Origin of the sequence: Stenotrophomonas sp. Sm6012, from assembly GCF_030985895.1 — a bacterium.
Lineage (GTDB): Bacteria > Pseudomonadota > Gammaproteobacteria > Xanthomonadales > Xanthomonadaceae > Stenotrophomonas > Stenotrophomonas forensis.
This window is the reverse complement of sequence record NZ_JAPTFX010000018.1, coordinates 1-23,595: the sequence shown is the minus strand read 5'-3', so window position 1 is coordinate 23,595 and position 23,595 is coordinate 1. Positions and strand designations below refer to the sequence as shown.

The 23,595-nt window shown below is 67.5% G+C and carries 20 protein-coding genes and 1 pseudogene; 9 read left to right on the top strand and 12 right to left on the bottom strand.

Annotated features, from left to right (window positions below; genetic code table 11):
- Positions 1 to 23: 23 nt before the first annotated feature.
- Both O0J73_RS05440 and O0J73_RS05435 read right to left on the bottom strand, forming a co-directional pair.
- On the bottom strand, positions 24 to 983 hold the full coding sequence (locus O0J73_RS05440; RefSeq protein WP_308308182.1) for a sodium:calcium antiporter: 960 nt from the start codon (positions 981 to 983) through the stop codon (positions 24 to 26).
- A gap of 73 nt (positions 984 to 1,056) precedes the next feature.
- Positions 1,057 to 1,713, bottom strand: coding sequence for a hypothetical protein (locus tag O0J73_RS05435; RefSeq protein WP_308308181.1), 657 nt, complete (start codon positions 1,711 to 1,713; stop codon positions 1,057 to 1,059).
- Between the two features lie 125 nt (positions 1,714 to 1,838).
- Here O0J73_RS05435 and O0J73_RS05430 point away from each other — a divergent pair, with 125 nt between their 5' ends.
- On the top strand, positions 1,839 to 2,378 hold the full coding sequence (locus tag O0J73_RS05430; RefSeq protein WP_308308180.1) for a hypothetical protein: 540 nt from the start codon (positions 1,839 to 1,841) through the stop codon (positions 2,376 to 2,378).
- A 75-nt stretch (positions 2,379 to 2,453) separates the two neighbouring features.
- Here O0J73_RS05430 and hmgA read toward each other — a convergent pair whose 3' ends face one another.
- Together hmgA and hppD are read right to left on the bottom strand one after the other, a co-directional pair.
- A complete protein-coding gene (hmgA, locus tag O0J73_RS05425) occupies positions 2,454 to 3,761 on the bottom strand; it encodes a homogentisate 1,2-dioxygenase (RefSeq protein WP_006474249.1) in 1,308 nt (435 codons plus the stop codon).
- 85 nt (positions 3,762 to 3,846) lie between these two features.
- Entirely contained in the window at positions 3,847 to 4,959 is a 1,113-nt protein-coding gene (gene hppD, locus O0J73_RS05420; RefSeq protein WP_006474253.1) for a 4-hydroxyphenylpyruvate dioxygenase, read from the bottom strand.
- Between the two features lie 129 nt (positions 4,960 to 5,088).
- On the opposite strand from hppD, the gene O0J73_RS05415 reads away from it, so the two are divergent.
- Positions 5,089 to 5,580: a MarR family winged helix-turn-helix transcriptional regulator gene (locus O0J73_RS05415; protein WP_049456242.1), complete on the top strand. Its 492-nt coding sequence runs from the start codon at positions 5,089 to 5,091 to the stop codon at positions 5,578 to 5,580.
- Between the two features lie 79 nt (positions 5,581 to 5,659).
- On the opposite strand, the gene O0J73_RS05410 is transcribed toward O0J73_RS05415, so the two are convergent.
- The 4 genes from O0J73_RS05410 to O0J73_RS05395 form a co-directional block, all read right to left on the bottom strand.
- Complete coding sequence (locus O0J73_RS05410) at positions 5,660 to 6,799, bottom strand: hypothetical protein (protein WP_274511259.1); 1,140 nt, start codon at positions 6,797 to 6,799, stop codon at positions 5,660 to 5,662.
- 203 nt (positions 6,800 to 7,002) lie between these two features.
- Positions 7,003 to 7,608, bottom strand: a complete 606-nt coding sequence (locus O0J73_RS05405; protein ID WP_049456244.1) for a thioredoxin family protein — start codon at positions 7,606 to 7,608, stop codon at positions 7,003 to 7,005.
- A 19-nt stretch (positions 7,609 to 7,627) separates the two neighbouring features.
- Positions 7,628 to 9,127, bottom strand: coding sequence for a peptide MFS transporter (locus O0J73_RS05400; protein WP_049456245.1), 1,500 nt, complete (start codon positions 9,125 to 9,127; stop codon positions 7,628 to 7,630).
- A gap of 180 nt (positions 9,128 to 9,307) precedes the next feature.
- Positions 9,308 to 10,183 (bottom strand): tryptophan 2,3-dioxygenase family protein, encoded by an 876-nt coding sequence (locus O0J73_RS05395; protein ID WP_008265566.1) that lies wholly within the window; start codon positions 10,181 to 10,183, stop codon positions 9,308 to 9,310.
- 335 nt (positions 10,184 to 10,518) lie between these two features.
- On the opposite strand from O0J73_RS05395, the gene pdhA reads away from it, so the two are divergent.
- The 4 genes from pdhA to O0J73_RS05375 are packed head-to-tail and all read left to right on the top strand — an operon-like array spanning position 10,519 to position 14,401.
- Positions 10,519 to 11,601, top strand: coding sequence for a pyruvate dehydrogenase (acetyl-transferring) E1 component subunit alpha (gene pdhA, locus O0J73_RS05390; RefSeq protein ID WP_006474350.1), 1,083 nt, complete (start codon positions 10,519 to 10,521; stop codon positions 11,599 to 11,601).
- The gene (locus O0J73_RS05385) at positions 11,594 to 12,661 is read left to right on the top strand and encodes an alpha-ketoacid dehydrogenase subunit beta (RefSeq protein ID WP_006474353.1); all 1,068 of its coding nucleotides are present in this window, start codon (positions 11,594 to 11,596) and stop codon (positions 12,659 to 12,661) included. The genes pdhA and O0J73_RS05385 overlap by 8 nt, the downstream gene beginning before the upstream one ends.
- Position 12,662: 1 nt before the next feature.
- Positions 12,663 to 13,016 (top strand): SH3 domain-containing protein, encoded by a 354-nt coding sequence (locus O0J73_RS05380; protein ID WP_012512332.1) that lies wholly within the window; start codon positions 12,663 to 12,665, stop codon positions 13,014 to 13,016.
- Positions 13,013 to 14,401, top strand: a complete 1,389-nt coding sequence (locus tag O0J73_RS05375; RefSeq protein WP_197564017.1) for a dihydrolipoamide acetyltransferase family protein — start codon at positions 13,013 to 13,015, stop codon at positions 14,399 to 14,401. Before O0J73_RS05380 ends, O0J73_RS05375 begins: the two co-directional genes overlap by 4 nt.
- Before the next feature lie 111 nt (positions 14,402 to 14,512).
- Here the strand turns inward: O0J73_RS05375 and O0J73_RS05370 are convergent, their stop codons facing one another.
- From O0J73_RS05370 to O0J73_RS05360, 3 genes are all read right to left on the bottom strand, one after another.
- Positions 14,513 to 14,899 carry a VOC family protein gene (locus tag O0J73_RS05370; RefSeq protein WP_308308179.1) on the bottom strand — a complete coding sequence of 129 codons (387 nt, stop codon included), beginning with the start codon at positions 14,897 to 14,899 and terminating at the stop codon, positions 14,513 to 14,515.
- 282 nt (positions 14,900 to 15,181) lie between these two features.
- Positions 15,182 to 15,889 carry a YafY family protein gene (locus tag O0J73_RS05365; protein ID WP_308308178.1) on the bottom strand — a complete coding sequence of 236 codons (708 nt, stop codon included), beginning with the start codon at positions 15,887 to 15,889 and terminating at the stop codon, positions 15,182 to 15,184.
- The gene (locus O0J73_RS05360; RefSeq protein ID WP_308308177.1) at positions 15,889 to 16,524 is read right to left on the bottom strand and encodes an NAD-dependent dehydratase; all 636 of its coding nucleotides are present in this window, start codon (positions 16,522 to 16,524) and stop codon (positions 15,889 to 15,891) included. Before O0J73_RS05360 ends, O0J73_RS05365 begins: the two co-directional genes overlap by 1 nt.
- Positions 16,525 to 16,629: 105 nt before the next feature.
- On the opposite strand from O0J73_RS05360, the gene O0J73_RS05355 reads away from it, so the two are divergent.
- A complete protein-coding gene (locus O0J73_RS05355; RefSeq protein ID WP_197564019.1) occupies positions 16,630 to 18,168 on the top strand; it encodes a GGDEF domain-containing protein in 1,539 nt (512 codons plus the stop codon).
- Positions 18,169 to 18,273: 105 nt separating this feature from the next.
- Here O0J73_RS05355 and O0J73_RS05350 read toward each other — a convergent pair whose 3' ends face one another.
- The gene (locus O0J73_RS05350) at positions 18,274 to 19,200 is read right to left on the bottom strand and encodes a DUF808 domain-containing protein (protein WP_308308176.1); all 927 of its coding nucleotides are present in this window, start codon (positions 19,198 to 19,200) and stop codon (positions 18,274 to 18,276) included.
- 198 nt (positions 19,201 to 19,398) lie between these two features.
- Between O0J73_RS05350 and O0J73_RS05345 the strand changes: the two are divergent.
- Positions 19,399 to 21,054 (top strand): annotated as a pseudogene (locus tag O0J73_RS05345) (AarF/UbiB family protein); the annotation flags it as partial.
- A gap of 244 nt (positions 21,055 to 21,298) precedes the next feature.
- The gene (locus O0J73_RS05340) at positions 21,299 to 23,404 is read left to right on the top strand and encodes a phosphoglycerol transferase I (protein WP_006474506.1); all 2,106 of its coding nucleotides are present in this window, start codon (positions 21,299 to 21,301) and stop codon (positions 23,402 to 23,404) included.
- Positions 23,405 to 23,595: the final 191 nt, after the last annotated feature.

Below are 23,595 nucleotides of genomic sequence, written 5' to 3'. Positions count from 1 at the left end.
GACCACACAGAACCGGCACTGCCTCAGGGTGCGCCCACCAGCAGCACTTCCAGCACCAGCCAGCCCACGAACGCGACCAGCAGGATCGCGCCTTCACCGCGGTTGATCTTCAGGTCGCCACGCAGCATCGGGTACAGCACCAGCGCGAACGCCAGCAGCGCCGGCAGTTCCAGGCGCACGAACGAGGCCGGCAGCGCCAGCGGCTGCAGCATGGCCATCGCGCCGATCACCAGCAGCAGGTTGACCGCGCTGGAACCCAGCACATGCCCCAGCACCATGTCGCCATGACCGCGGCGCGCGGCGGCGATGGCGGCAGCCACCTCCGGAAGCGCGGTACCGATGGCCACCGGCAGCAGGCCGACCAGCAACGGCGTCCAGCCCAGCGCGGTTCCGAAATCAGCCGCCGCACCGACCACCAGGCGTGCGCCCCAGTACAGGGCCAGCGCAGCAATCAGCACGCGCAGGACGTTCAACGGCAGGCTGGTGCGGCTCAGCGCGGACTCGGCGATGGCCGCCTGCACCTCGGCGCTCTCGCTGCCGCCCCGGCGCAGCAGCACGACCTGCATGACGATGAAGCCGGCGACCAGCACGCCGCCTTCCCAGCGCACCAGCCGGCCGTCGAGGCCGAACAGGATCAGCAGCGCAGCAGCCGCCAGCAGCGACCACCACAGCACCGACTGCAGGCGCGCGCGCAGCAGCAACGGTGCGGCGATCGCCGCCAGGGCCAGGGTCATGCCCATGTTGACGATGCTGCTGCCCACCGCATTGCCCAATGCCAGCTCGGGTTGGCCGACCGCCAACGCCCGTGCGTTGACCGCCAGTTCCGGCAACGAGGTGGTCACCCCAAGCAGCAGCAGGCCGGCGGTGAACGGGCTGGCCCCGAAGCGCTGGGCCAGGCCGGACACGGCCTTGACGATGGAGTCCCCGCCCAGCGCCAGCAGCAGCAGGCCGAGCAGGAACCAGGCAATGGCAATGGCGATCATCGAGCACTCCCCCAGCGGTCGTGGCGCGATTCTACGCTGGCCCCGCGCGCGTGGCTGGGCCGTGGATCAAGGATCAGCCACAGCCTTCCACGTAATCGACCTGCGGAGTCTTGCCGACCCGCCATGCGCCGACCCTGCCGTCGGCACCCAGCGCGAAGTCGATCACCGCATCGCCTTCCTGCGCCGGGCGCACACGCAGGTGCTGGGCCTTCTCGTCGTACTTGTCAGGGCCGACATCGGCGCGCTCGGGGTATAGCACCTGCAGCTCGCCCAGGGTCATGCCGACCTTGCCGCCGCCCGGTGCGATGATCGCGGCGCTGCGCACGTCATAGCGCACCAGCTTGCGGCCTTCGATCATCAGGTGCGGATCCTCGGCGTCCTGCGGACGCAGGAAGTAGCAGCCATCGTTGCTGTCGTCGGCCGGCAGCGGCTTGCCGGCCGCATCGGTGCCGAGCCCCTGCAGCGGCGCTCCAAATCCACTACGGACCTCGGCGATGTTGGCGCCCAGCTTGGCGCCTGCGAAGCCGTCCAGGCGCGCTGGGCTGTCAGCCCGGAGGTCATTGGCGGCGCGGGCGGCCAGATCCGGATCCGCCGACTGTGCCGGCCCGGTTGCGGACGCGGTTTCCGCCGGCGTGTCACTGCCGCTGCCCGCAGCTCCCTGTTTGTCGGAGCCGCCGTTGCAGGCGGTGAGCGAAAGGAGCATCAGACCAGCAATCGGAAGGTGCTTCATCGGTGCGGTTCCCTGGCACGAAGGTGGCTGCACGCTAGCGCAATGCGCGTGCAGGCGCTGCATTGTCATCGCGGTTTCATCGCCCTCGTTCAGGCTCGGCCTGCACCGACTCGCCAGTCCCTTCCATGCAACCGCGCAAGACCGATCTCGCCCGAACCGCGCTGCAGGCCCACCGCGCGCCGCTGGACATGCGCCAGCGCCGGCTGCTGATCCTGTGCGACGGCCAGCGCACTGTCGCCGAGCTGACCGGCCTGCTCGGCCAGGAAGCGCCCGCCATGGTGATCCAGCTGGTGCAGAGCGGCTACCTGGACACCGGGCCGACCGCAGCACCGCTGCCAGCGCCCGCAGTACCGGTCGCGCGGCCCGCTGTGTCACCGGCCCCGACGCCCGTCACGACCAGCGCACCGGTCGAACGCCGCCGCTCGCTGGTGGCCGCGCGCATCTATGTACTGGGCATTCTGGAAATGCAGCGCCACCCGCAGGCGGCGGCGCTGTTCCGCGACCTGCAGCAGGCACGCGCGGAAGACGAGGTGTTGCAGCGGCTGCAGTCGGCGATGCAGATGCTGCCCGTACTGACCTCGGACGGCTATTGCCAACGCGTGCGGCAGCGCCTGCTGGAGGCACTGCCGCTGGAGCATTGCGACGCCTTCGCCGAAGCGGCGTAAAGAAAAAGGGGACGGAGGGAATTAAGTCGTTTCAAGCATATAAGTGGGTGCCGACCAAGGTCGGCACCCACCAAGCTAGCGGGACGGCCGGAAATTGTTGCGCAGGCCGTTCCAGCACTGCTGGTAATCGCCCTGGCGATGGCCGGCGGCCAGCGCCTGCGCGGTCGGCCGGATCACCGCGCGGGTCTCGAACATGAAGGCCATTGTGTCCTTGATCACGTCCGCCTTCGACAGATCGGCATTGGAGGCCTTGTCGAAGGTCGGTGCATCCGGACCGTGGCCGCTCATGCAGTTGTGCAGCGACGCCCCGCCCGGCACGAAGCCTTCGGCCTTGGCGTCGTAGGCACCATGCACCAGGCCCATGAACTCGCTGGCGATGTTGCGGTGGAACCACGGCGGGCGGAACGTGTTCTGTGCCACCAGCCAGCGCGGCGGGAAGATCGCGAAGTCCATGTTGCTGGTGCCCGGTGTGTCGCTGGGCGAATGCAGCACCAGGAAGATCGACGGGTCCGGGTGGTCGTAACTGATCGAGCCGATGGTGTTGAAGCGGCGCAGGTCGTAGCGGTACGGCGCGTAGTTGCCGTGCCATGCCACCACGTCCAGCGGCGAATGGTTGATCGGGGCGCGCCACAGGCGGCCGTCGAACTTGGCGATCAGTTCGAAATCACCGTCCACGTCCTCGAACGCCGCGTGCGGGGTCTCGAAGTCGCGTGGGTTGGCCAGGCCGTTGGAGCCGATCGGGCCGAGGTCGGGCAGCTTCAGCAGCGCGCCGTAGTTCTCGCAGATGTAGCCGCGGCTCGGGCCGTCGGGCAGTTCCACCCGGAAGCGCACGCCACGCGGGATCACCGCGATCTGCTGCGGCTCGATCTCGATCACGCCCATCTCGGTCAGCAGGCGCAGCGCGCCCAGCTGCGGCACGATCAGCAGCTCGCCATCGGCGTCGTAGAAGTAGCGGCCGACCATGTCGCGGTTGGCCGCGTACAGATGGATGCCCACACCCGCGTGCGCATCGGGCGAACCGTTGCCACCCATGGTGTACAGGCCTTCGACGAAGTCGGTTGGCAGCTCCGGCAACGGCAGCGGGCTCCAGCGCAGCTGGTTCGGCGAGGCCGGCTGTGCGCCGAAATCGCACTGTAGCTGCGACTGCGCGAACGGGGTGAACTCGCCGTGGGTGACGGCCGGACGGATCCGGTACAGCCAGCTGCGGCGGTTGCTGCCACGCGGCGCGGTGAACGCGGTGCCGGTCAGCTGTTCGGCGTACAGGCCGTGGGCCACCTTCTGCGGCGAGTTCTGCCCGACCGGCAGTGCACCGGCCACGGCCTCGGTGGCGAATTCGTTGCCGAAACCGGACTGGTAGCCGCGGGCGGTGAGGGCGGTGGACATGGAAACTCCAGAGATTGCCGGCCAGCGGCCGGCACTACCATTTGGACAGGCCATGCCGGCGGGAGGCCGACATTACCCGCAGACCTTACAGCACGCCGCGGCGGATCTGGTCGCGCTCGATGCTCTCGAACAGCGCGGTGAAGTTGCCTTCGCCGAAGCCTTCGTTGCCCTTGCGCTGGATGATCTCGAAGAAGATCGGGCCGATGCAGTTCTGGGTGAAGATCTGCAGCAGCTTGCGCTGGTGGGTTTCCGGATCGGCGTCGATCAGGATCTTGTTCTTCGCCAGGCGCGCCACGTCTTCACCGTGGTTCGGCACGCGCTGGTCGATCACGTCGAAGTAGGTCTCCGGCGTGTCGAGGAAGTCCACGCCCTGCGCGCGCATCGCTTCAACGGTCTCGTAGATGTTCTCGGTGAAGCAGGCGATGTGCTGGATGCCCTCGCCCTTGTACGCGTCCAGGTACTCGTTGATCTGGCTCTTCGGGTCGGACGATTCGTTCAGCGGGATGCGCACGATGCCGTCCGGCGCGGTCATCGCCTTGGACACCAGGCCGGTCTTCAGGCCCTTGATGTCGAAGTAGCGGATCTCGCGGAAGTTGAACAGGCGCTCGTAGTAGTCCGACCACTGCTGCATGTTGCCGAAGTACAGGTTGTGGGTCAGGTGGTCGATGAAGGTCAGGCCGAAGCCGACCGGGTGCAGGTCGGTACCCGGGATCTGCTCGTAGTCGCCGTCGAAGATGCTGCCGGCGCTGCCATAGCGGTCGACCAGGTACAGCATGCAGTCGCCGATGCCCTTGATGACCGGCGCGTTGACCGCCTTGCTGTCCGGCTTGAAGGCGATGGCTTCGGCTCCGTTGCCCAGCGCGGTCTGGTAGACCTCCTGGCCCGGCTTCTTGAAGCGGATGGCGAAGCCGCAGGCGCACGGACCATGCTTTTCGGCGAAGTCGGCGGCGAACGAATCGGGGTCTTCATTGACCAGGAAGTTGACGTCGCCCTGGCGATAGACGGTAATCGGACGCTGCTTGTGCTTGAGCACCGCGCTGAAGCCCATCTTCCGGAAGTACTCGTGCAGCTCCTGGCCACGGCCGGCCGGGGCGGCGAATTCGACGAACTCGAAGCCGTCGATGCCCATCGGGTTCTCGAAGGTGGTGACCTGCATGCCGGGGTTGGGGTGCGAGGCGGTCGGGACTGCGGTATTCATGGCGTGGCTCCGAATCGGTACCGCATCGGTACAAACCAGGTGCGGGCAGGTGGCGACCCGGCGAGAATGCAGGGTCTGGACCTACCCCTTATAGTTACACTTGAAACCACCAGCAAGGTGCACCGCAACATGAGCCCCGAACCCGCCTCGACCCGCCTGCGTGCCTCGCACGTCCTGCTCGACCTTGAACAGTTCCTGCCCTACCGGCTGAGCGTGCTGTCCAACCGGGTCAGCGGCAACATCGCCAAGCTGTACGGCGATCGTTACGGCCTGGCGATTCCCGAGTGGCGGGTCATCACCATCCTGGCGCTGTACCCCGGCTCGTCGGCCAGCGAGGTGTCCGACCGCACGGCGATGGACAAGGTGGCGGTCAGCCGCGCCGTGGCCCGCCTGCTGGAGCGCGGCTTCATCAAGCGCGAAACCCACGGCGACGACCGCCGGCGCTCGGTGCTGGCACTGTCCGCGGCCGGCTTCGAGGTGTACGAGACCATCGCGCCGATGGTGATCGAGATCACCCGCAAGCTGATGTCGGTACTGAGCGACGAGGAAGAGCAGGTGCTGGAGAAGCTGATCCTGCGCCTGGCCAGCGACGGCCTGGAGCGGATGGGCGAAGGGGTCTGAGCAAAAAAGGGACGGAGGGGATTAAGTCGTTTTGGGCACACGTGTGCTGATTGCGGCTTAATCCCCTCCGTCCCCTTTTTCAGCTCAGGTGCTTGCGCCGCGCGTGGATCCACGGCACTGCCAGCGCCGCGATGGCGCCGCCGGCGAAGCCCAGTGACGCCGCGACGGTTGCCGCTTCGACCGCCCCCGGCAGTGCCAGTGCCGCGGCCACCAGCAGCAGTGACGGCAGGCCGACGAAGGTACCCAGGAAGAAGTGCCAGCGCGGCGACCACGTGTTGAGCTGCAGCAGGCTGACCGGCTGCCAGGCTTCGGATGCGGCGTCTTCGGCGATCTTCGCCACCACCTTGCCCAGGTCCACTTCGGGCAGCGCGCGGCCGAGCCGGGCGGTGGCCAGCACTTCGGCAACCGCCTCCACCGGCGGGAAGCTGGTCGGCCACGCGACCGGTGCCGGCACGCCGTAAGCGGTCAGCAGCGGCACGCTCAGCCACGGCGCCACCAGCGGGCGCATGCGGCGACGGCCATGCACGCACCAGATCTGCGGCTGGCCGTGCGCGGTGACGCTGTACAGCGCCAGCTCGTTGGCCGGCGGGTAGCCCAGCATGGTCACCCGTGCCGCCAGGCTGTCCTGGCCCATCGCACGCAGGAAACCCGGGCGGCTGCGCCCTTCCTGCATCCACGCCAGGCCCAGCGCCCCCACCAGGTAGGCCTCGGCCACGTCCTTGCTGCCGGCGGTGGCGCGCTCGTCACTGGCCAGGTACCAGGCCAGTGACTTCGGTTCGGACACATCATCCAGCCCCCAGCGGCTGTCATCGCCCAGCACGTGGCGCACCGGCAGCCGCGCCGGGGCGGTCTCGCCCCGCTCGCCCGGCTGCAGGAACGGCAGCACGCCCTGGATGAAGGTGGACAGTTCGATCGCGCGCACGCCATGGCCCTGCCATTCCGGCGGCAGCAGTCCGGCCAGCTGGCCCTCGGCAGCCAGCGCGTCGAGCCGCGATTTCTGCTCGACCAGCTTCTGCACCGCACCCTTCAGCACCACGTTGTCGGGCAGCGCGATCTGCGGCAGGCGGTGGCGCGGGGGGGCCAGTTCGACGGTGTCCTGGCCGGTGCCCGCGTCATCCAGCAGCGCTTCCTGCGGCGGCAGGGTCACGCCGTCGCCTGCCCCAGCGTCGGCCAGGTCGCTGGCAGCTTCGGGCAATCGTTCGGCGTGGTCGCTGTGCATGGGGCGTTCCGGTAGGTTGTGTCGACGGAGCGTCGACTGAAGTCCTTGCCGGTAACGGCGTACGTTCGGTGAAGTTGAGACGCCAATTCGGAGAGTGTGACGGCGCGCGCAGTAGATCCGCGCGGGGCGCGGATGCGAGCCGGTATCAGTGCCGGCCAACGGTCGGTACCCACCGAGCATGCCGGCCAGCGGTCGGCGCGACCTCATTCCGGTTTGTCAGGCGCCCACTGCTTGAGGAAGGCGCTCACACGCACAGGCTGGAACGCTTCGCCCCGGCGCAACTCGGCGGTGGCCTGCGACACCAGCAGGCTGCCGTCGGCGTCCAGCACCAGCAGGTGCGGGTAGTCGCGCTCCATTTCCGGGAACTGGGCGAGGAAGGCGGTGTTGGGCTGTTCGTCGCTGGCGTTGACCTTCACCCACACGTAGTGGGCGTCGCGGAAGCGGCGCAGGTCGCCGTTGCCTTCCACCAGCTCGTCCAGCGCCTGGCAGCGATCGCAGGCCGCGTTGCCGACCTCGAGCAGGATGCGCTTCTTGCCGCGCTGGGCTTCCACCTTGGCGGTGGCCAGGTCATCGGCGGGGTCTCGGGCCGGGTCGAACTGCGCGCCGAGCCCGGCGATGGCGGCGATGTCCGCCGCCACCGGGGTGTTGCCCGAGGCCACCGGTTCGCTGGGGTCAGCGACCGGTGGCTCGGTGGGTCGGGTGTCCAGCGGCTGCGTCGGCTCGGCGGCGGCAGGCGGTTGCGGTTGGGAACAGGCGCCGATCAGCGCCGCACAGACCACCACCACTGCACTACCGAGCTTCATACGCATGCCAGCTACCCTCTCATCATTACTTGACGCCGTGCATCAGCTTGTTGATCAGCGGGGCGATCAGGAACAGCACCACGCCGGAGCCGATCAGGGCCCAGAACCCGAAGGTATACCCCTTCAGGGCCGACTCGACCGTCATGCCGCCTTCACCACTGACCACGCCGGCGAAGATGCCCGACAGGTTGTTGCCGATGCCGGTGGACAGGAACCAGCCACCCATGCCGAAGCCGACCAGGCGCACCGGAGCCAGCTTGGTCACCATCGACAGGCCGATCGGCGACAGGCACAACTCACCTACCGACTGGATGACGTAGACCATGAACAGGGTCCAGAACGGGATCTTGCCGTCCACGACCATCTGCGACAGCGCGTACATCAGCAGGGCGAAGGCGGCGCCGTTGAACAGCAGGCCGAGGCCGAACTTGCGCGGAATCGACGGATTGGCGCGACCCAGGGCCACCCAGATCCAGGCGATGATCGGCGCCAGGGTGATGATGGCCACCGAGTTGACCGACTGGAACCAGGCCGTCGGGAAGGTCCAGTCACCCATCTGGCGGTTGACGATGTTCTCGGCCAGGAAGGTGAACGAGCTGCCGGCCTGTTCGAAGAACATCCAGAACATCACGTTGAACGCGAAGATGATCAGCATGGCGATCACGCGGTCGCGCTGCACCTTGCCCTCGCGGATGCCCTCGACCAGCAGCAGGATGGCCAGCGCGGTGAACATCGCGCCCAGGATCCAGGCCAGCGCAGTGGCGCCGGTGGCCAGCAGGAAGTACGCAACCGGGATCGCGACCACGGCACCGACCAGCACCATGATGATGCGGCCGAAACCTTCAGCGCCGGCCGGCGGTGCACCGATGCCCTTCAGGCCGGCGCGGCCGATGTAGAACCACACCAGCGAGATCAGCATGCCCACGCCCGAGGCGATGAACACGACCTTGTACGACGGCATTTCCGAGGTACCGAAGACCTTGCGGGCCAGGTACTCGGTCAGCACCGGGGCGATCATCGCGCCGATGTTGATACCCATGTAGAAGATGGTGAAGCCCGAATCGCGACGCTCATCCTTCAGGCCGTAGAGCTTGCCGACCATGGTCGAGATGTTCGGCTTGAACAGGCCGTTGCCAACGATGATCGTGGCCAGGCCGAGCTTGAAGATGTGCTCCTGCGGCAGCGAGATCATGAACAGGCCGGCGGCCATGATGATCGCGCCGGTCAGGATCGAGCGCTGGTAGCCCAGTACCCGGTCGGCCACGTAGCCACCGAAGATCGCCGCGGCGTACACCAGGGCCAGGTAGGCACCGTAGATGCGGCTGGCGTCGCCCTCACCGGCAGCGTTGCCGTTGTAGAACTGGGAGACGATGTACAGCACCAAGGCCCAGCGGATGCCGTAGAACGCAAAGCGTTCCCAGAACTCGGTCATGAACAGCATCCACAGCGGGCGCGGATGGCCCAGCGTGGTCTTGAAGTCCGGCAGCGCCGGCTCTGGGGTGTTCGCAGTGGCGTTTACGCTCATGCGGGTTTCCTGGTTCGGTGGATGACGAGCACGTCCGATGTGCAGTGGAGCAACGCGCGAGGATCACCGACTTCTGGCGTTCACGTCAAATACACGCCGTTTGAGGCAGGTCACCGCCTGCTCGCTGAACTTGCATCTGAAACGATCCAGCCGCCGGCCGGGATTCAAGCTGAATGGGGATCAGCCCAATGCGGCCGGGGGCGCCGCCTGCAGGCTGGTGCGTACCTGGAACAGCTCGGGGAAGAAGGTCAGCTCCAGCGCCTTGGCCAGGAAGCCCACCCCGGACGAGCCGCCGGTGCCGCGCTTGAAGCCGATCACCCGCATCACGGTGCGCATGTGACGGAATCGCCAGAGCTGGAAGGCAGTCTCCAGGTCCACCAGGTCCTCGCACAGTGAGTACTCGCGCCAGTAGCGGTCGGTGTCCTGGTAGATGCGCTCGAACACCGGCTGCAGGGCGTCGTCGGCCACGTGCGGCTGGGTCCAGTCGTGGGTCTCGTACACCGCCGGCACGGCGTGGCCGAAGCGGGCCAGGTACTTCAGGAATTCCTCGTACAGGCTCGGCGCCTCCAGCACGGTGCGCAGCTGCGCCTGCCCGGCCGGGTCGTGCTCGAACACCTGCAGCATCTGCGCGTTCTTGTTGCCCAGCAGGAACTCGATGTAGCGGTACTGCAGCGACTGGAAGCCCGAGGACGGGCCCAGCACATCGCGGAAACCCATGTACTCGGACGGGGTCAGCGTTTCCAGCACCGACCACTGCTCGGTGAGCTGGCGCAGCACCTGCTTGCTGCGCGCCAGCACCTTGCGGCACTGCCAGACTTCATCGCGCTGCAGGAAGCCGATCGCCGCCCGCAGTTCGTGGCCGAGCAGCTTCAGCCACAGCTCCGAGGTCTGGTGCTGGATGATGAAGAGCATCTCGTCGTGGTGCGGCGGACTGGACAGCGGCTGCTGCGCGCTGAGCAGCTGGTCCAGCCGCAGGTAGCCTCCATAGGTCAGGCGCCCCTGCAGATCGGTGTGGATGCCGGCTTCGAGATCGCGTTGGTTGTTGTCGACGGACATGGGCGGGACCAGATCGGGGGCGGCAAGGGTAGCGCGTTGCCGCCGCGCTGGCAGCCGCCGGGTCCATACCGGGCCGTGCGGTTGGCCGTGGAGCATCGGCCGATGCCGGGGCTGCGCGTGGAACCGATCAGGCCGTTGCGCAGCCAGTCAGCCAGAGGCGTATTCTGATGCTTTGCAGCAACGACTGAATACGTTGTTGTTATTGGCCCCCCACCCGCCGGCAGGGGTAAAACAGGGCTTCGCCGTGTTGCGGCGCAGGAAGGCTATTCCGTACGCGTTCCTTAACATGGCGATTCATATCATTTGTAACTTCTCTGTCGAAGGTGCAGTACGCAATGACGGTTGCCGCTGAATTCAAGATCGAATACCTGCAGTACCTGGACGCGGACGGCAAGCTCGTCCGCGATGACCTGCCCGCGTCGCTGCGCGACCCCAAGGTCCTGGTACCGCTGTTCAAGCAGATGCTGTTCGTACGTACGTTCGACAGCAAATCCATTGCGCTGCAGCGCACCGGCAAGCTCGGCACCTACGCCGCCTGCCTGGGCCATGAAGCCGCGCACGTGGGTATCGGCGCCGCGATGCAGAAGGACGACGTGTTCGCACCGTCCTACCGCGAGTATGGCGCGATGTTCATGCGTGGCGTACGTCCGCACGACGTGCTGATGTACTGGGGCGGCGACGAGCGCGGCAACGACTACGGCGGCAATGCGGCCAAGGACTTCCCGTTCTGCGTGCCGATCTCCACCCAGTGCCTGCACGCCGCAGGTGCCGCACTGAAGTTCAAGCTCAACAAGGAACCGCAGATCGCCGTGGCGGTGTGCGGCGACGGCGGCAGCTCCAAGACCGACTTCTATGCTGCATTGAATTCGGCCGGCGCCTACAAGCTGCCGCTGATCCTGTGCATCGTCAACAACGGCTGGGCCATCTCGGTTCCGCGTTCGGCCCAGACCGGTGCCGAGACGCTGGCGCAGAAGGGCCTGGCCGGCGGCCTGCACTGCCTGCAGGTGGACGGCAACGACCTGATCGCGGTGCTGGCGGCCATGGAGCAGGCGCGCGAACGTGCGCTGGCCGGCGACGGTGGCACCGTGCTGGAACTGATGACCTATCGCTTGTCCGACCACACCACCGCCGATGACGCGCGCCGCTACCGCGACGATGCCGAGGTGAAGGATGCCTGGCAGCGCGAGCCGATGCTGCGCCTGCGCAAGTACCTGATCAACGCCGGCGTCTGGAGCGAGGAAGAAGAAACCGCCTGGGTCGCCGCGTGCGGCACGCGCGTGGACGAGGAAGTGAACCTGTATCTCAACACGCCGGTGCAGCCGGTCGAGGCGATGTTCGATTTCCTCTACGCCGATCCACCGCAGGACCTGCTGGCACAGCGTGCACAGGCGATCGCCCTGGAGCAGCGCCATGGATGAGATCAAGAACGGCGCGCCCGGCGCGCACACCAACGCCGCCGACAGCGCCGCCGTCGCGCGCGGAGAACAGAGCATGACCACCACCCCCATCACCCTGATCGAAGCCATCACCCAGGCACTGGCCTGGGAGCTGGAGCACGACCCGTCGGTGCTGGTGCTGGGCGAGGACGTGGGCGTCAACGGTGGCGTGTTCCGTGCCACCGCCGGCCTGCAGCAGCGCTTCGGCTCCGAGCGCATCCTCGACACCCCGCTGGATGAAACCACCATCGCCGGCCTGACCATCGGCCTGGCCGCGCAGGGCATGAAGCCGGTGGCCGAGGCCCAGTTCGACGGTTTCATGTACCCGATGGTCGACCATATCGTCTGCCACGCCGCGCGCCTGCGTTACCGCACCCGTGGCCGCCTGCACTGCCCGATGGTGCTGCGCGTGCCGTGGGGCGGTGGCATCCGCGCGCCGGAACACCACAGCGAAGCCAACGAGGCCATCTTCACCAACGTGCCGGGCCTGCGCGTGGTGCTGCCGTCGTCGCCGCAGCGTGCGTATGGCCTGCTGCTGGCCGCGATCCGCGAGCCGGATCCGGTGATCTACATGGAGCCCAAGCGCATCTACCGCCAGTACAAGGAAGTGGTCGTCAACGACGGCGAGGCCCTGCCGCTGGACGTCTGCTTCGTGCTGCGCGACGGCACCGACGTGACCCTGGTGACCTGGGGCGCACAGGTGAAGGAAGCGTTGGAAGCGGCCGACAAGCTGGCCGGCGAAGGCATCAGCGCCGAAGTGATCGACGTGGCCACGCTGCGTCCGCTGGACTTCGCCACCATCGCCGAGTCGGTGGCCAAGACCGGCCGCTGCGTGATCGTGCAGGAGGCCCCGAAGACCGCGGGCTTCGGCGCCGAGATCGCCGCGCGCCTGGCCGAGGAATCGATCTACGACCTGCTGGCTCCGGTCGAGCGCGTCACTGGCTACGACACCCACATTCCGCTGTTCCGCCTGGAAATGAAGTACCTGCCGAGCGTTGAGCGGATCGTGGCTGCGGCCAAGCGCGCGGTGGCGGCCGGCTGACATGCGGGCCCGCCTTCTGGGGGCTTACCGCAGCCAGTATCCCAACCCGCTCCGGTTCCGCACCGGCCAGATCGTCGAAGTAGGCGTTCGTGACGAGGAATGGCCGGCGTTTGCCTGGGTACGCACCAACGATGGGCGCGCTGGATGGGCGCCCATCGCCTGGCTGCAGCTGCTGGACGAGGGTCGCGCCGAAGCGCTGTGCGACTACGACGCCCGCGAGCTGGATGTGGAGAGCGGCGAGATGGTGAAGCTTCATCACGAACACGGTGGGTGGTGGTGGTCCGAGCGCGCCAATGGCGCGACGGGCTGGCTGCCGGCCCGCGAACTGGAACTGCTGGAAGAGAACTGCAAATGAGCCAGACCAAGAACTTCAACCTGCCCGACCTGGGCGAAGGCCTGCCGGACGCGACCATCGTCGAGTGGTTCGTCAAGGAAGGCGATGTGATCAAGCTGGACGAGCCGCTGGTCTCGATGGAGACCGCCAAGGCCGTCGTCGAAGTGCCCTCGCCGTTCTCCGGCAAGGTGCTGAAGCTGTCCGGCGTGGCCGGCGACATCATCCCGACCGGCTCGGTGCTGGCCAGCTTCGAGCTGGACCCGAACCTGCCGCAGCGTGCCGATGGCCAGGACACCGGCCACAGCCATGGCCATGCCGCACCGGCTGCCGCACCGACCCCGCCGCCGCTGCCGGCCGCTGCCGCACCGGTGGCTGCCGAAGCCGCCAAGCCCGCCGCTGCCGAGCGCGATGACGCCGGTACCGTGGTCGGCGCGATGCAGAGCTCCAATGCCGTGCACGCCGAGCAGGCGCTGGCCGTCGGTGGCGTCAAGGCCGTACCCGCCGTGCGTGCGATGGCGCGCAAGCTGGGCGTCGACCTGAGCCGCGTGCCTGCCACCGGCACCGATGGCGCGGTGACCATGGCCGACGTCAAGCAGGCCGCCGCCAACGGCAGCGCCAAGCTTGGCGCCACCCCGGCACCGGTTGCCGCGGCTGCCTATGCCGCGCCGGCCCCGGCGCAGGTATCGGCCCCGGTGCAGAGCGAAGCGCGCACCCCGCTGTCTGCCGCCGGCAAGCCGATGCGCACCCAGCCGCCGGGCGTGGTGGCCAAGGGCCAGCCGGAACCGCTGAAGGGCGTGCGCCGCAACATGGCCCGCGTGATGGCCGACGCGCACAGCAAGGTCGTGCCGACCACGCTGAACGACGATGCCGACATCCACGCCTGGCTGCCGGGCAACGACGTCACCGCACGCCTGGTGCGTTCGATCGTGGTGGCCGCGCAGAAGGTGCCGGCGATGAATGCCTGGTTCGACGGTGAAGCGCTGACCCGCACCCTGCACGCGCAGGTGGACATCGGCATCGCCGTGGACACCGACGACGGCCTGTTCGTGCCGGCGCTGCGCAATGCCGACATGCTCGATGCCCGCGGCATCCGCGAAGGCGTCAACCGCCTGCGCGAGCAGGTGGAATCGCGTTCGATCGCCGCCTCGGAACTGAGCGGCTACACCATCTCGCTGTCCAACTTCGGCATGTTCGCCGGCCGCTACGCGACCCCGGTCGTGGTGCCGCCGTGCGTGGCCATCGTCGGTGCCGGCCGTGCCCGCCACCAGATGACCCCGGTGATGGGCGGCGTGGAAGCGCACAAGGTGATCCCGCTGTCGGTCACCTTCGACCACCGCGCGGCCACCGGTGGTGAAGCGGCCCGCTTCCTGCGCGCGATGATGGACGACCTGGCGCTGGCCAGCTGATCGGTGGGTGCCAACCTTGGTTGGCACATGATCTGGAAAAACGCCGGGCACTGCCCGGCGTTTTTTTGTGCCCGTATCCAGGCATGGCGTGGATCTACACAATGCGGGCGATCAATCGCGCGCGACCAACCCCTCGGCGCGACTGTAGACGCGCAGGCGATGGCCATCGGGATCGGCACCGACGAAGGTGTGTCCGAATTCCAGGGCTACCGGCGCCTGCAGGATCTGCACGCCGAGCGCGCGCCATGCATCGTGCATCTGCTGCACGGCTTCCGGGTTGTCCACCACCATCGCCAGTTCGGCGGCACCGGCCTGCGCAGACACGGGGGGCTGCACGTCATCGCGCTGCCACAGGCCCAGTGCGGCGCCATCGCCGAGCAGGAACAGGGCAAAGCCTGGTGACTGCTCGACCGGCGGTTTGCCGAGGATGCCGCTGTAGAAGGAGGCGCTTGCGGCGACGTCGCGCACGTACTGCAGCAGGGTGCTGGGCGTGAACATGGGAAGCTCCGTTGTTGGGAGGCTTCATGGTGGTACCGGCCTGCTGACAGATTCTGTCAGTAGCGTCGAGCGTGCTCGACGGCTGTTGCCCTTGCCCTGGTAGAGGTCGAGCTTGCTCGACGGCTGTTGTTCTTGCTCTGGTAGAGGTCGAGCTTGCTCGACGGCTGTTCGCGAAGATCAAAGGCGGTCGAGCAAGCTCGACCCCTACCAAGAGCGAAGAGCGAAAGCCGCCCTCCCCAGGAGCCGGAAGCGAAGCACAGAAGCAGTCGAGCAAGCTCGACGCTACGAACGGTCCAGCCAGTCCGGTGCGATGCCCTGCGCCTTCTGCCACCGCCGCAGCAGGGTGGCGCGCGGCACGAGGTAGCGATCCTCCAGCGCGCGCACCTGGCGGATGCGGTCCAGGCGGAAATGGCGGAAGTCCTGGCGGCTCTCGCACCAGGCAGCCAGCATCGGAACTTCATCGAAGTAGGCCAGCGCGAACGGCCAGACGATGCGTTCGCTGCGCTGGCCATGCGCATCCTCGTAACCGAACCTGAGGCGCTGCTGCGCACTGACCGCCTCGCGCACGGCCTGCAGGCGCGCCGCCGGCACTTTGGCCGCCGTTCGCGAAGGGCCTACCCGCAGGCCACTGTCACGCAATGCCTCGCGCCGCGCTGCGGGCAACACATGCGCGATACGCGCCAGGGCATCGCGTGCGGCTTCGGCCAACGCGGGTTCGGTACGGGCCGCAACCCAGCGCAGGCCCAGCACCAATGCATCGATCTCAGCCGGTGGCAGGGTCATCGGCGGCAGGGTATCGCTCGGCGCCAGCTGGTAGCCGATGCCGGCTTCCCCGCGCAGGTCGGCTCCCTGCTCGCGCAGGGTCTCGATATCGCGGTACAGCGTGCGCAGGCTGATGCCCAGCGCGTCGGCCAACGTCTGCCCGGCCACCGGCCGCCGATGGCGGCGCAGCAGCTGCAGCAGCTGGGTCAGGCGCAGCGCACGCGACATCAGCCGACCAGTGCGCTGGATGCCACCACGTGCTCGCCCGGCGGCGGAGCCAGCGCGGCATCCACCAGCGCCCTGGCAATCCGTTCGGCCGGATTGATCCGCCACGCCCGCGGCAACACCGGCCCCAGCACCCCCAGCACCCGCAGGGCGAAGTGTTCGCCACGGCGCATCTGCTGCCGCTGCCCGCCAATCAGGCCGGGCCGCACCAGGGTGAGCGAAGCAAACGCGAGCGTGCGCAGATCGCGCTCCAGTTCACCCTTCACCCGGTTGTAGAAGATCGCGGAGCCTGCATTGGCCCCCGCTGCCGAATTCAGTACGAACGCGCGCGCGCCCTGGCCGCGTGCCAGCTGCGCAAACGCCAGCGGGTAGTCATGGTCGATACGGTGGAAGGCCTCACGGCTCCCCGCTTGGGCCATCATGCTGCCCAGCGCGCAGATCACCGCATCCACCTGCGCCCAGTCGGGCGCCTCCGGCAGGGCGTCGAACTGCAGCACCGGCGCGTACAGCTTCGGGTGGGCCAGGGTCAGCGCCCGCCGGGAAGGGGCCACCACGGCGCGGCAGCGCGGGTCCTCCAGCAGCATCGGCAGGGCCAGCCCGCCGACCAGGCCCGTTGCCCCCAGCAGCATCACGCGCATCACTACCTCCACTGCGGCATCCTGTCGCCCATCCTAGCCGTTCAAGCCGTCGGCGGCCGCGCCGATATGCTGGAACCAGTCCCTGCCAGCCCCAGGATTTGCTCCATGACGGACCAGCCCGACCACCGCCCCGCCCCCGGTACTGCCCTTGGGCCGCCGGCACGCGTGCGCGCGGTGGTGGATGACGGGCTGGGCGACCGCGTGGTGCTGCAGGGCGGCGGTGGCGTGGCCCTGCAGCAGCTGTTTGCTGGCGCCGATGCACCGGAGCCGCTGCTGGCCGCGTTCGCCAACGGCATGGCCACTCTGCCCGGCGAGCTTGGCGACATGGGCGACCGCCTGCAATCGGCGCAGGCCAGTGCCGATTGGCCGCGCTACGGGCGCGCGATGCGGCAGTTGATCGACAAGTACATCCGCACCATCGAGCAGCATTCGCCGGACGGGCAGCCCGAAAGCCTGCGCTTGTCCGAGCAGCTGCGGCTGCTGCTGGGCGGCGCGGTGGTCGCACTGCTGCAGCACGACCCGGACCTGCGCGAACAGGCACAGGCGCTCGCCCTGCGCCTGCGCCAGTGGCAGCCGGGCACCGCTCTGGAGCCGATTGAACAGGGCGTGCGCGAACTCGGCCACCAGGTCGGCGTGCGCGCGGAGAGCTGGCAGGAGCAGCAGGCGCTGCTGCTGGAGCTGTTCGCGCTGCTGCTGGAGAACGTGAGCGAACTGCTGGACGACCGCAGCTGGCTGCAGGGCCAGATCGCCGCGGTACGCCAGCTGCTGGACGGGCCGCTGGAGGCCGAAGCCGTCGAGCGCACCCGCGCCGAGCTGCGCGAAGTGATCTACAAGCAAGGCCTGCTGCGCCAGGGCATCGACGATTCAAAGGCAGCGATGCGCGGGCTGATGGGCGAGTTCATCGAGCGCATGGATGGCATGGCTGCCAGCACCGGCGAATACCACGATCGCATCGGTAGCTACGCGTTGCAGCTGCGCGAAGCGCGCAGCATCGCCGACCTCAACCAGCTGCTGCAGGACGTGATGCGCGACACCGGCAAGGTGCAGCAGCAAGCCGCGCAGGCGCGCGACCACCTGGCCAATGCGCGCCAGGAAGTGGAACGTGCCGAACAACGCATCGCCGAGCTGGAGCAGGAACTGCGCGCGGCCGGCGATCTGGCGCGCATCGATCCACTGACCCAGGCATTGAACCGCCGTGGCCTGGAAGAGCTGCTGCAACGCGAGCTGGCGCGTGCCGCGCGCAACAACTCGCCGCTGGGCGTGGCAGTGATCGATCTGGATGATTTCCACCAGACCAACGATGCGCATGGCCATGCCGGTGGCGATGCGCTGCTGCAGCACCTGGTGTCCGTATGCAAGCTGCTGCTGCGCGCCACCGATGGCATCGCGCGACTGGGCGGGGACGAGTTCGTGCTGGTGCTGCCGGAAACCCAGGGCGCTGACAGCATGGCCACGGTGCAGCGGCTGCAACGCTCGCTGGCACACCGCGTGCTGACCGTGCAGGAGAAGCGTGTGCCGGTGCATTTCAGTGCGGGGCTGGCCCAATGGCAGCCCGGCGACGACGCCGAAGCGCTGCTGCGGCGCGCCGATGATGCGTTGTACGCGGCCAAGCGACAAGGCAAGAACCGGGTGCAGGCGGGATAGCGCCCGGCCCCCGTGAACCGCTTCGGTGGGTGCCAACCTTGGTTGGCACGTGCGGGAAACAAAGCGCCGACCAAGGCCGGCCTCCACCGGGGACCCCGTCGCCGCTTACTTCCCGCGCAGCTTCTGGAAGCCGCTCACCGCCGCCAGCACGATGGTACCGGCGATGACGCCGACCACCATGTTGCCCACCGCGCTGACCAGCCAGCCCCACTGGCCCTCGCCGCCCAGTGCCTGCACCGCGTGATGCAGTGCCGGCACGTTGTGCACCAGGATGCCGCCACCGACCAGGAACATGGCGATGGTGCCGGCTACCGACAGGAACTTCATCAGCCACGGTGCAGAGGCAACCAGGCCACGACCGAACGCCGCAATCGCGCCGCCCTTGCGCGACAGGTACAGGCCGACGTCGTCGAGCTTGACGATGCCCGCCACCAGTCCGTAGACGAAGATCGTCATTGCCAGTGCGACCACCGCCAGCGTCAGCAGCTGGTTGGTGAAGGTCGCGGTGGCCACCACGCCCAGGGTCAACACGATGATCTCGGCCGAGAGGATGAAGTCGGTGCGGATCGCCCCCTTCACCTTGTCCTTCTCCCACGCCACCATGTCCACCTGCGCGTCGGCCAGCGCCTTGCGCCGCTCGGCCTGGCGCTCGGCGTCGTCATCGGATGAGTGCAGGAAGCGGTGTGCCAGTTTCTCCACGCCTTCAAAGCACAGGAAGGCGCCACCGATCATCATCAACGGCACGATCAGCGGCACGTTCCAGCCACGGCTGTGCAGCCACGCCTCCAGCGCACTGATCGCCAGCGCAGCCGGCACCAGGATCACCTTGTTGACCAGCGACCCCTTGGCCACCGCCCACACCACCGGCAGCTCGCGGTTGGCGTTGACCCCGGTCACCTGCTGCGCGTTCAGCGCCAGGTCGTCGCCCAGCACACCCGCGGTCTTCTTCGCCGCCACCTTGGTCAGCACCGAGACATCGTCAAGCAGGGAGGCGATATCGTCGAGCAGGGCGAACAGGCTGGCACCGGCCATGGGGCATCCAAGTGAGGGAATGAGCGGATTCTGACCGATACCGGGGCCGCTGCGGAAGCGGTCGGATTCACCGCGTGCCTACCGCCCCCCGGCGACACTGCGGAATCTGGACATTGCCGGCCAGCGGCCGGCACTACCAACTTTGTCGCATGGGAGTGTCGCTTGAGCAATCCGCCCACCGCCAATGGCAATCCCCCGCTGGTCAAGGGCATGAACCGGCGCAGCCAGATCCTGCGCCTGCTGATGCGCTACCGCCATTCGGGGGTGTTCTCGGGCATGAACCTGGATGCTGCCAGCCACCAGGCCGACGTGCCCGCCGACGGCAACCCGGAACAGTTCGTCAGCGATCTGGAAGCGCTGGGGCCGACCTTCGTCAAACTGGGCCAGATGCTGTCCACGCGACCGGACATGGTGCCGGTGGAATTCGCCACAGCGCTGGAGCGCATGCAGGAAAAGGTGGCCGAGATCCCGGTCGAGCGCATCCATGCCATCGTCGAGCAGGAACTGGGTGCGCCGGTGAACAAGCTGTTCGCTTCGTTCGATCCCGAGCCGCTGGGCTGCGCATCGATCGCGCAGGTGCACCGCGCGGTGCTGCACGATGGCCGGCAGGTGGCGGTGAAGGTACAGAAGCCCGAGGTGGCCGCGCAGCTGCGCTCGGACCTGGAGGCGCTGCGCAGCTTCGCGCTGGCTGCCGACCACCTGACCCAGGTGGGCCGCCGCGTGCGCCTGCGCGACTGGCTCAACGAGTTCGCCAAGACCCTGATGCAGGAGCTGGACTACCACGCCGAGGCCGAGAACCTGGCGCGGTTTGGTCGCCATCTCAAGCCATTCCGCCGGCTGTGGATTCCGCAACCGCTGTGGGATTACAGCAGCCAGCGCGTGCTGACCATGGAACTGGCTACCGGCGTGCGCGTGGACGCGATTCCCGATGTGCGCCGCACCGAGCAATCAATGGACCCGCTGGCCGCGGCGCTGATCCGTGGCTACCTGGACCAGATCTTCGTGCACGGCGAGATCCATGCCGATCCGCACCCGGGCAACCTGCGGGTGATGCCCGATGGCCGGCTGGCGATCTTCGACCTGGGCATGGTCGCGCACATGCCGCCGCGCCTGCGCGAGCGGCTGCTGAAGATCCTGTTCGCCGCCGTCGATGGCCGCGGCGAAGAAGTGGCCGACGACCTGATCAGCATCAGCACCCGGCTGGAGGCGTTCGACGAGGAGCGCTACCTGCGCGAGACCGGCCAGTTGATTGCGCGCTACGCCGCCAGCGGCAGTTTCTCCGAGGGCCGCGTGGTGCTGGACATGGTGCGCATCTCCACCGCCTGCGGCCTGCGCACGCCGCCGGAGCTGAGCCTGCTGGGCAAGGCGCTGCTCAACCTGGAAACCGTGTGCCGGCTGCTGGCGCCCGAGCTGGAAACCCGCCGCATCGTCGAGCGCCAGCTGCAGCACGTCATGCGCGCGCGCCTGAAGAAATCGCTGTCGGCCGCCAACATCGCCAGCGAAGCGATGGAGCTGCAGCAGCTGCTGCGCGATGGGCCGCGCAAGCTGTCGGACATCATGGCGCTGTTGGCCGAGAACCGCCTGCAGATGAAGGTGACCGGCCTGGAAGAATCACGGTTGATGGAGAACCTGCAGAAGATCGCCAACCGCGTGGCGGCCGGCATCATCAGCGCCGCATTGATCATGGCCGCTGCGATGATGATGAAGATCGACACTGGCTGGCACCTGTTCGGCTACCCGCTCATCGCGCTGATCCTGCTGTTGATCGGCGTGGTGCTCGGATTGGGCATCGTGACCAGCGCGCTACTGTTCGATCGTCGCGCGCGGGCACGCGAGGAACGCGGCCACCGCTAGCGCATGCATTGAAACCGCCGTATTCATGCGGTTTTTAATGCAATCCAACGAAGCCTTTCACGCCTGCTTTACCTTGCGGGCGTGATTCCGCGCGCGTCATTTCAACAAACATTTCAGTCAGGTTCGTGCATGCACTATCGGGTCATCGGCCTGTCATGTGGATGTGCTTGTGGCAGCGCCGGTCGGATGGACACGCGTCGGTACGACGTCCATCACCACCACCCCGTCACTGCCGAAGCTGCCTATGCTCTGGATACTGCTGCTGTCGTTGTTGCTGCTGTGCTGGTTGTTCCTCGCGTCCGACAGGTGGGTGTGGTGGAAGGCCGGTGCGTTCTCGCTGCTGCTGCTTGCACTCAGTGCGTGGTGGTTGATCGACAAGCTGTCTGGTGACGGGCTCAATGCCGCCACCCTGTACCACCTGGGCGCCGACATGGAAGGCGCCGGTGTCGCCGACTTCAAGGGCTATATCGCCGGTTTCATCGTGCTGGCGCTGGTCTCGCTGCTCCCGTTGTTTGCCACGCGGGTGAAGCGCTGGCGCCGGCCCGGCCGCGGTGCTGCCTGGTTTGCAGGCTTCGCGGCGGTGTGGGTGGCCACGATCATGATCAGCCCGCTGGCGCGCGACGGCCAGCGCCTGTACCAGCAGCTGCGCCCGGTCGATTTCGCCCGTATCGCACCCGAATACCAGGTGCCGACGCAGCCATTGCAGCGCCCGCGCAACATCGTCTGGATCTACGGCGAAAGCCTGGAGCGCACCTACCTGGACGAGAACGTGTTCCCGGGCCTGATGCCCAACCTCAACCGCCTGGCCTCCGAGTCTCTGGACGTGCGGGGGCTGGCCTCGGCCGAGGGCAGCGGCTGGACCATCGCCGGCCTGGTGTCGTCGATGTGCGGCGTGCCGCTGACCACCTCGCAGGGCGACGAGAACAGCATGGACCGCATGGGCAGCTTCCTGCCCAAGGCCGTGTGCCTGGGCGACTACCTGAAGCAGCAGGGCTACACCAATCATTACCTGGGCGGCGCCAACGGCCAGTTCGCCGGCAAGGGCCAGTTCCTGGCCAGCCACGGCTTCGATGAAGTGCACGACCTGGCGTGGTTCAAGCAGCAGAAGAAGATCGGCCGCATCCACTACTCGGCCTGGGGCGTGCATGACGACGTACTGCTGGATACCGCCTACCAGCGCTTCGAACAGCTCTCGCGTGCGGGCTCACCGTTCATGCTGACCACGCTTACGATGGACACCCATCATCCCGCCGGCCATCTGCCGGTGTCGTGCAAGGGCGAGCGCTACCAGAGCCAGTACGGCAACATCAACATGCTCAACGCGCTCAAGTGCAGCGACCGGCTGATCTCGCAGCTGGTGCAGCGCATCCAGGCCAGCCCGTACGGCAAGGACACGCTGATCGTGATCGCCTCCGACCACCTGGCGATGCCCAACGATCTGACCCACATCCTGACCCAGCAGAAGCGCGAGAACCTGCTGCTGTTCCTCGGCAACGGCGTGGCACCGCGCCAGCTGGCGGTGGAGGACGGTTCGACGCTCGATTCCGGCGCCACCCTGCTCAGCCTGCTCGACCCGAAGCTGCAGACCATGGGCTTCGGCCGTTCGCTGCTGGATGAGAAGCGCGCACCGAGTGCCAGCGTGGCCGCACGCCGCGAGGGGGGCCGGGACTATCCGCAGTACCTCGCCTTCGCGCGTTCACTGTGGCTGGGCGAACCGACCCGCGAACTGAAGATCGATGGCGATGACCAGGTAGTGGTCGGCCTGCAGCACGTGCAGCCACCGGTGCTGCTGGAGTACGACAAGGACTGGGGCCTGAAGTCGGTGTATCTGGAAAACACCTCGCGCCAGTTCGATGACGCGAACCCGGACAACACCCTGGCCTACGTCGACCGCTGCACCGCGTTCGAGGACGGCTCGGCCGACGGCGACTGGTGCGCCCTGCTGGTCAACCGCGACAACGGCATCAAGCTCTACCGCGACAATGACCTGCGCGGCGGCATCGCGGTGGATGCACCGCTGGACGCCTTCCAGGGCCCGCGCCCGAGCGTGCGCCAGGCACACATGATCACCCAGAAGGGCCGCCGTACCCGCGCCGGCCAGTACATGCTGCAGCTGGTGGCGAGCACGCGCCCGGATCGCGGTTTCTGGATCGAGGCGGTGTCCTCGCAGCGCAAGGTGGTGTTGGCCCAGCAGTGGGTTCAGCCTGATGCCAACGGCAAGATCAACGTGTCCTTCGGGCTGGACCACGAAGTGGATGATCTGGAGATCCGTGCGTGGTTGAACCATGCCGAGAAGCTGGCGGTGGATACCTTCGCGCTGGTGCCCTCGCGCAGCCGCCCGCGGGGGTAGGGTTCTTTGCAGGGCCTGCGGCCCTGCACCTGCTGCAAGCAACGGCAACATCAAGAGCGGGCAGTCCGTGGGTTGGCGGGGCGGTGTCGGAGTGCGGGGACGCCGCAAGTACGTCCTTGTAGGCTTGGCAGCCGCTTGCTCGTCTGCGCAGTCCTGCGCACACGGCAAGACCGGGGTTGGGCGTCCTGCCC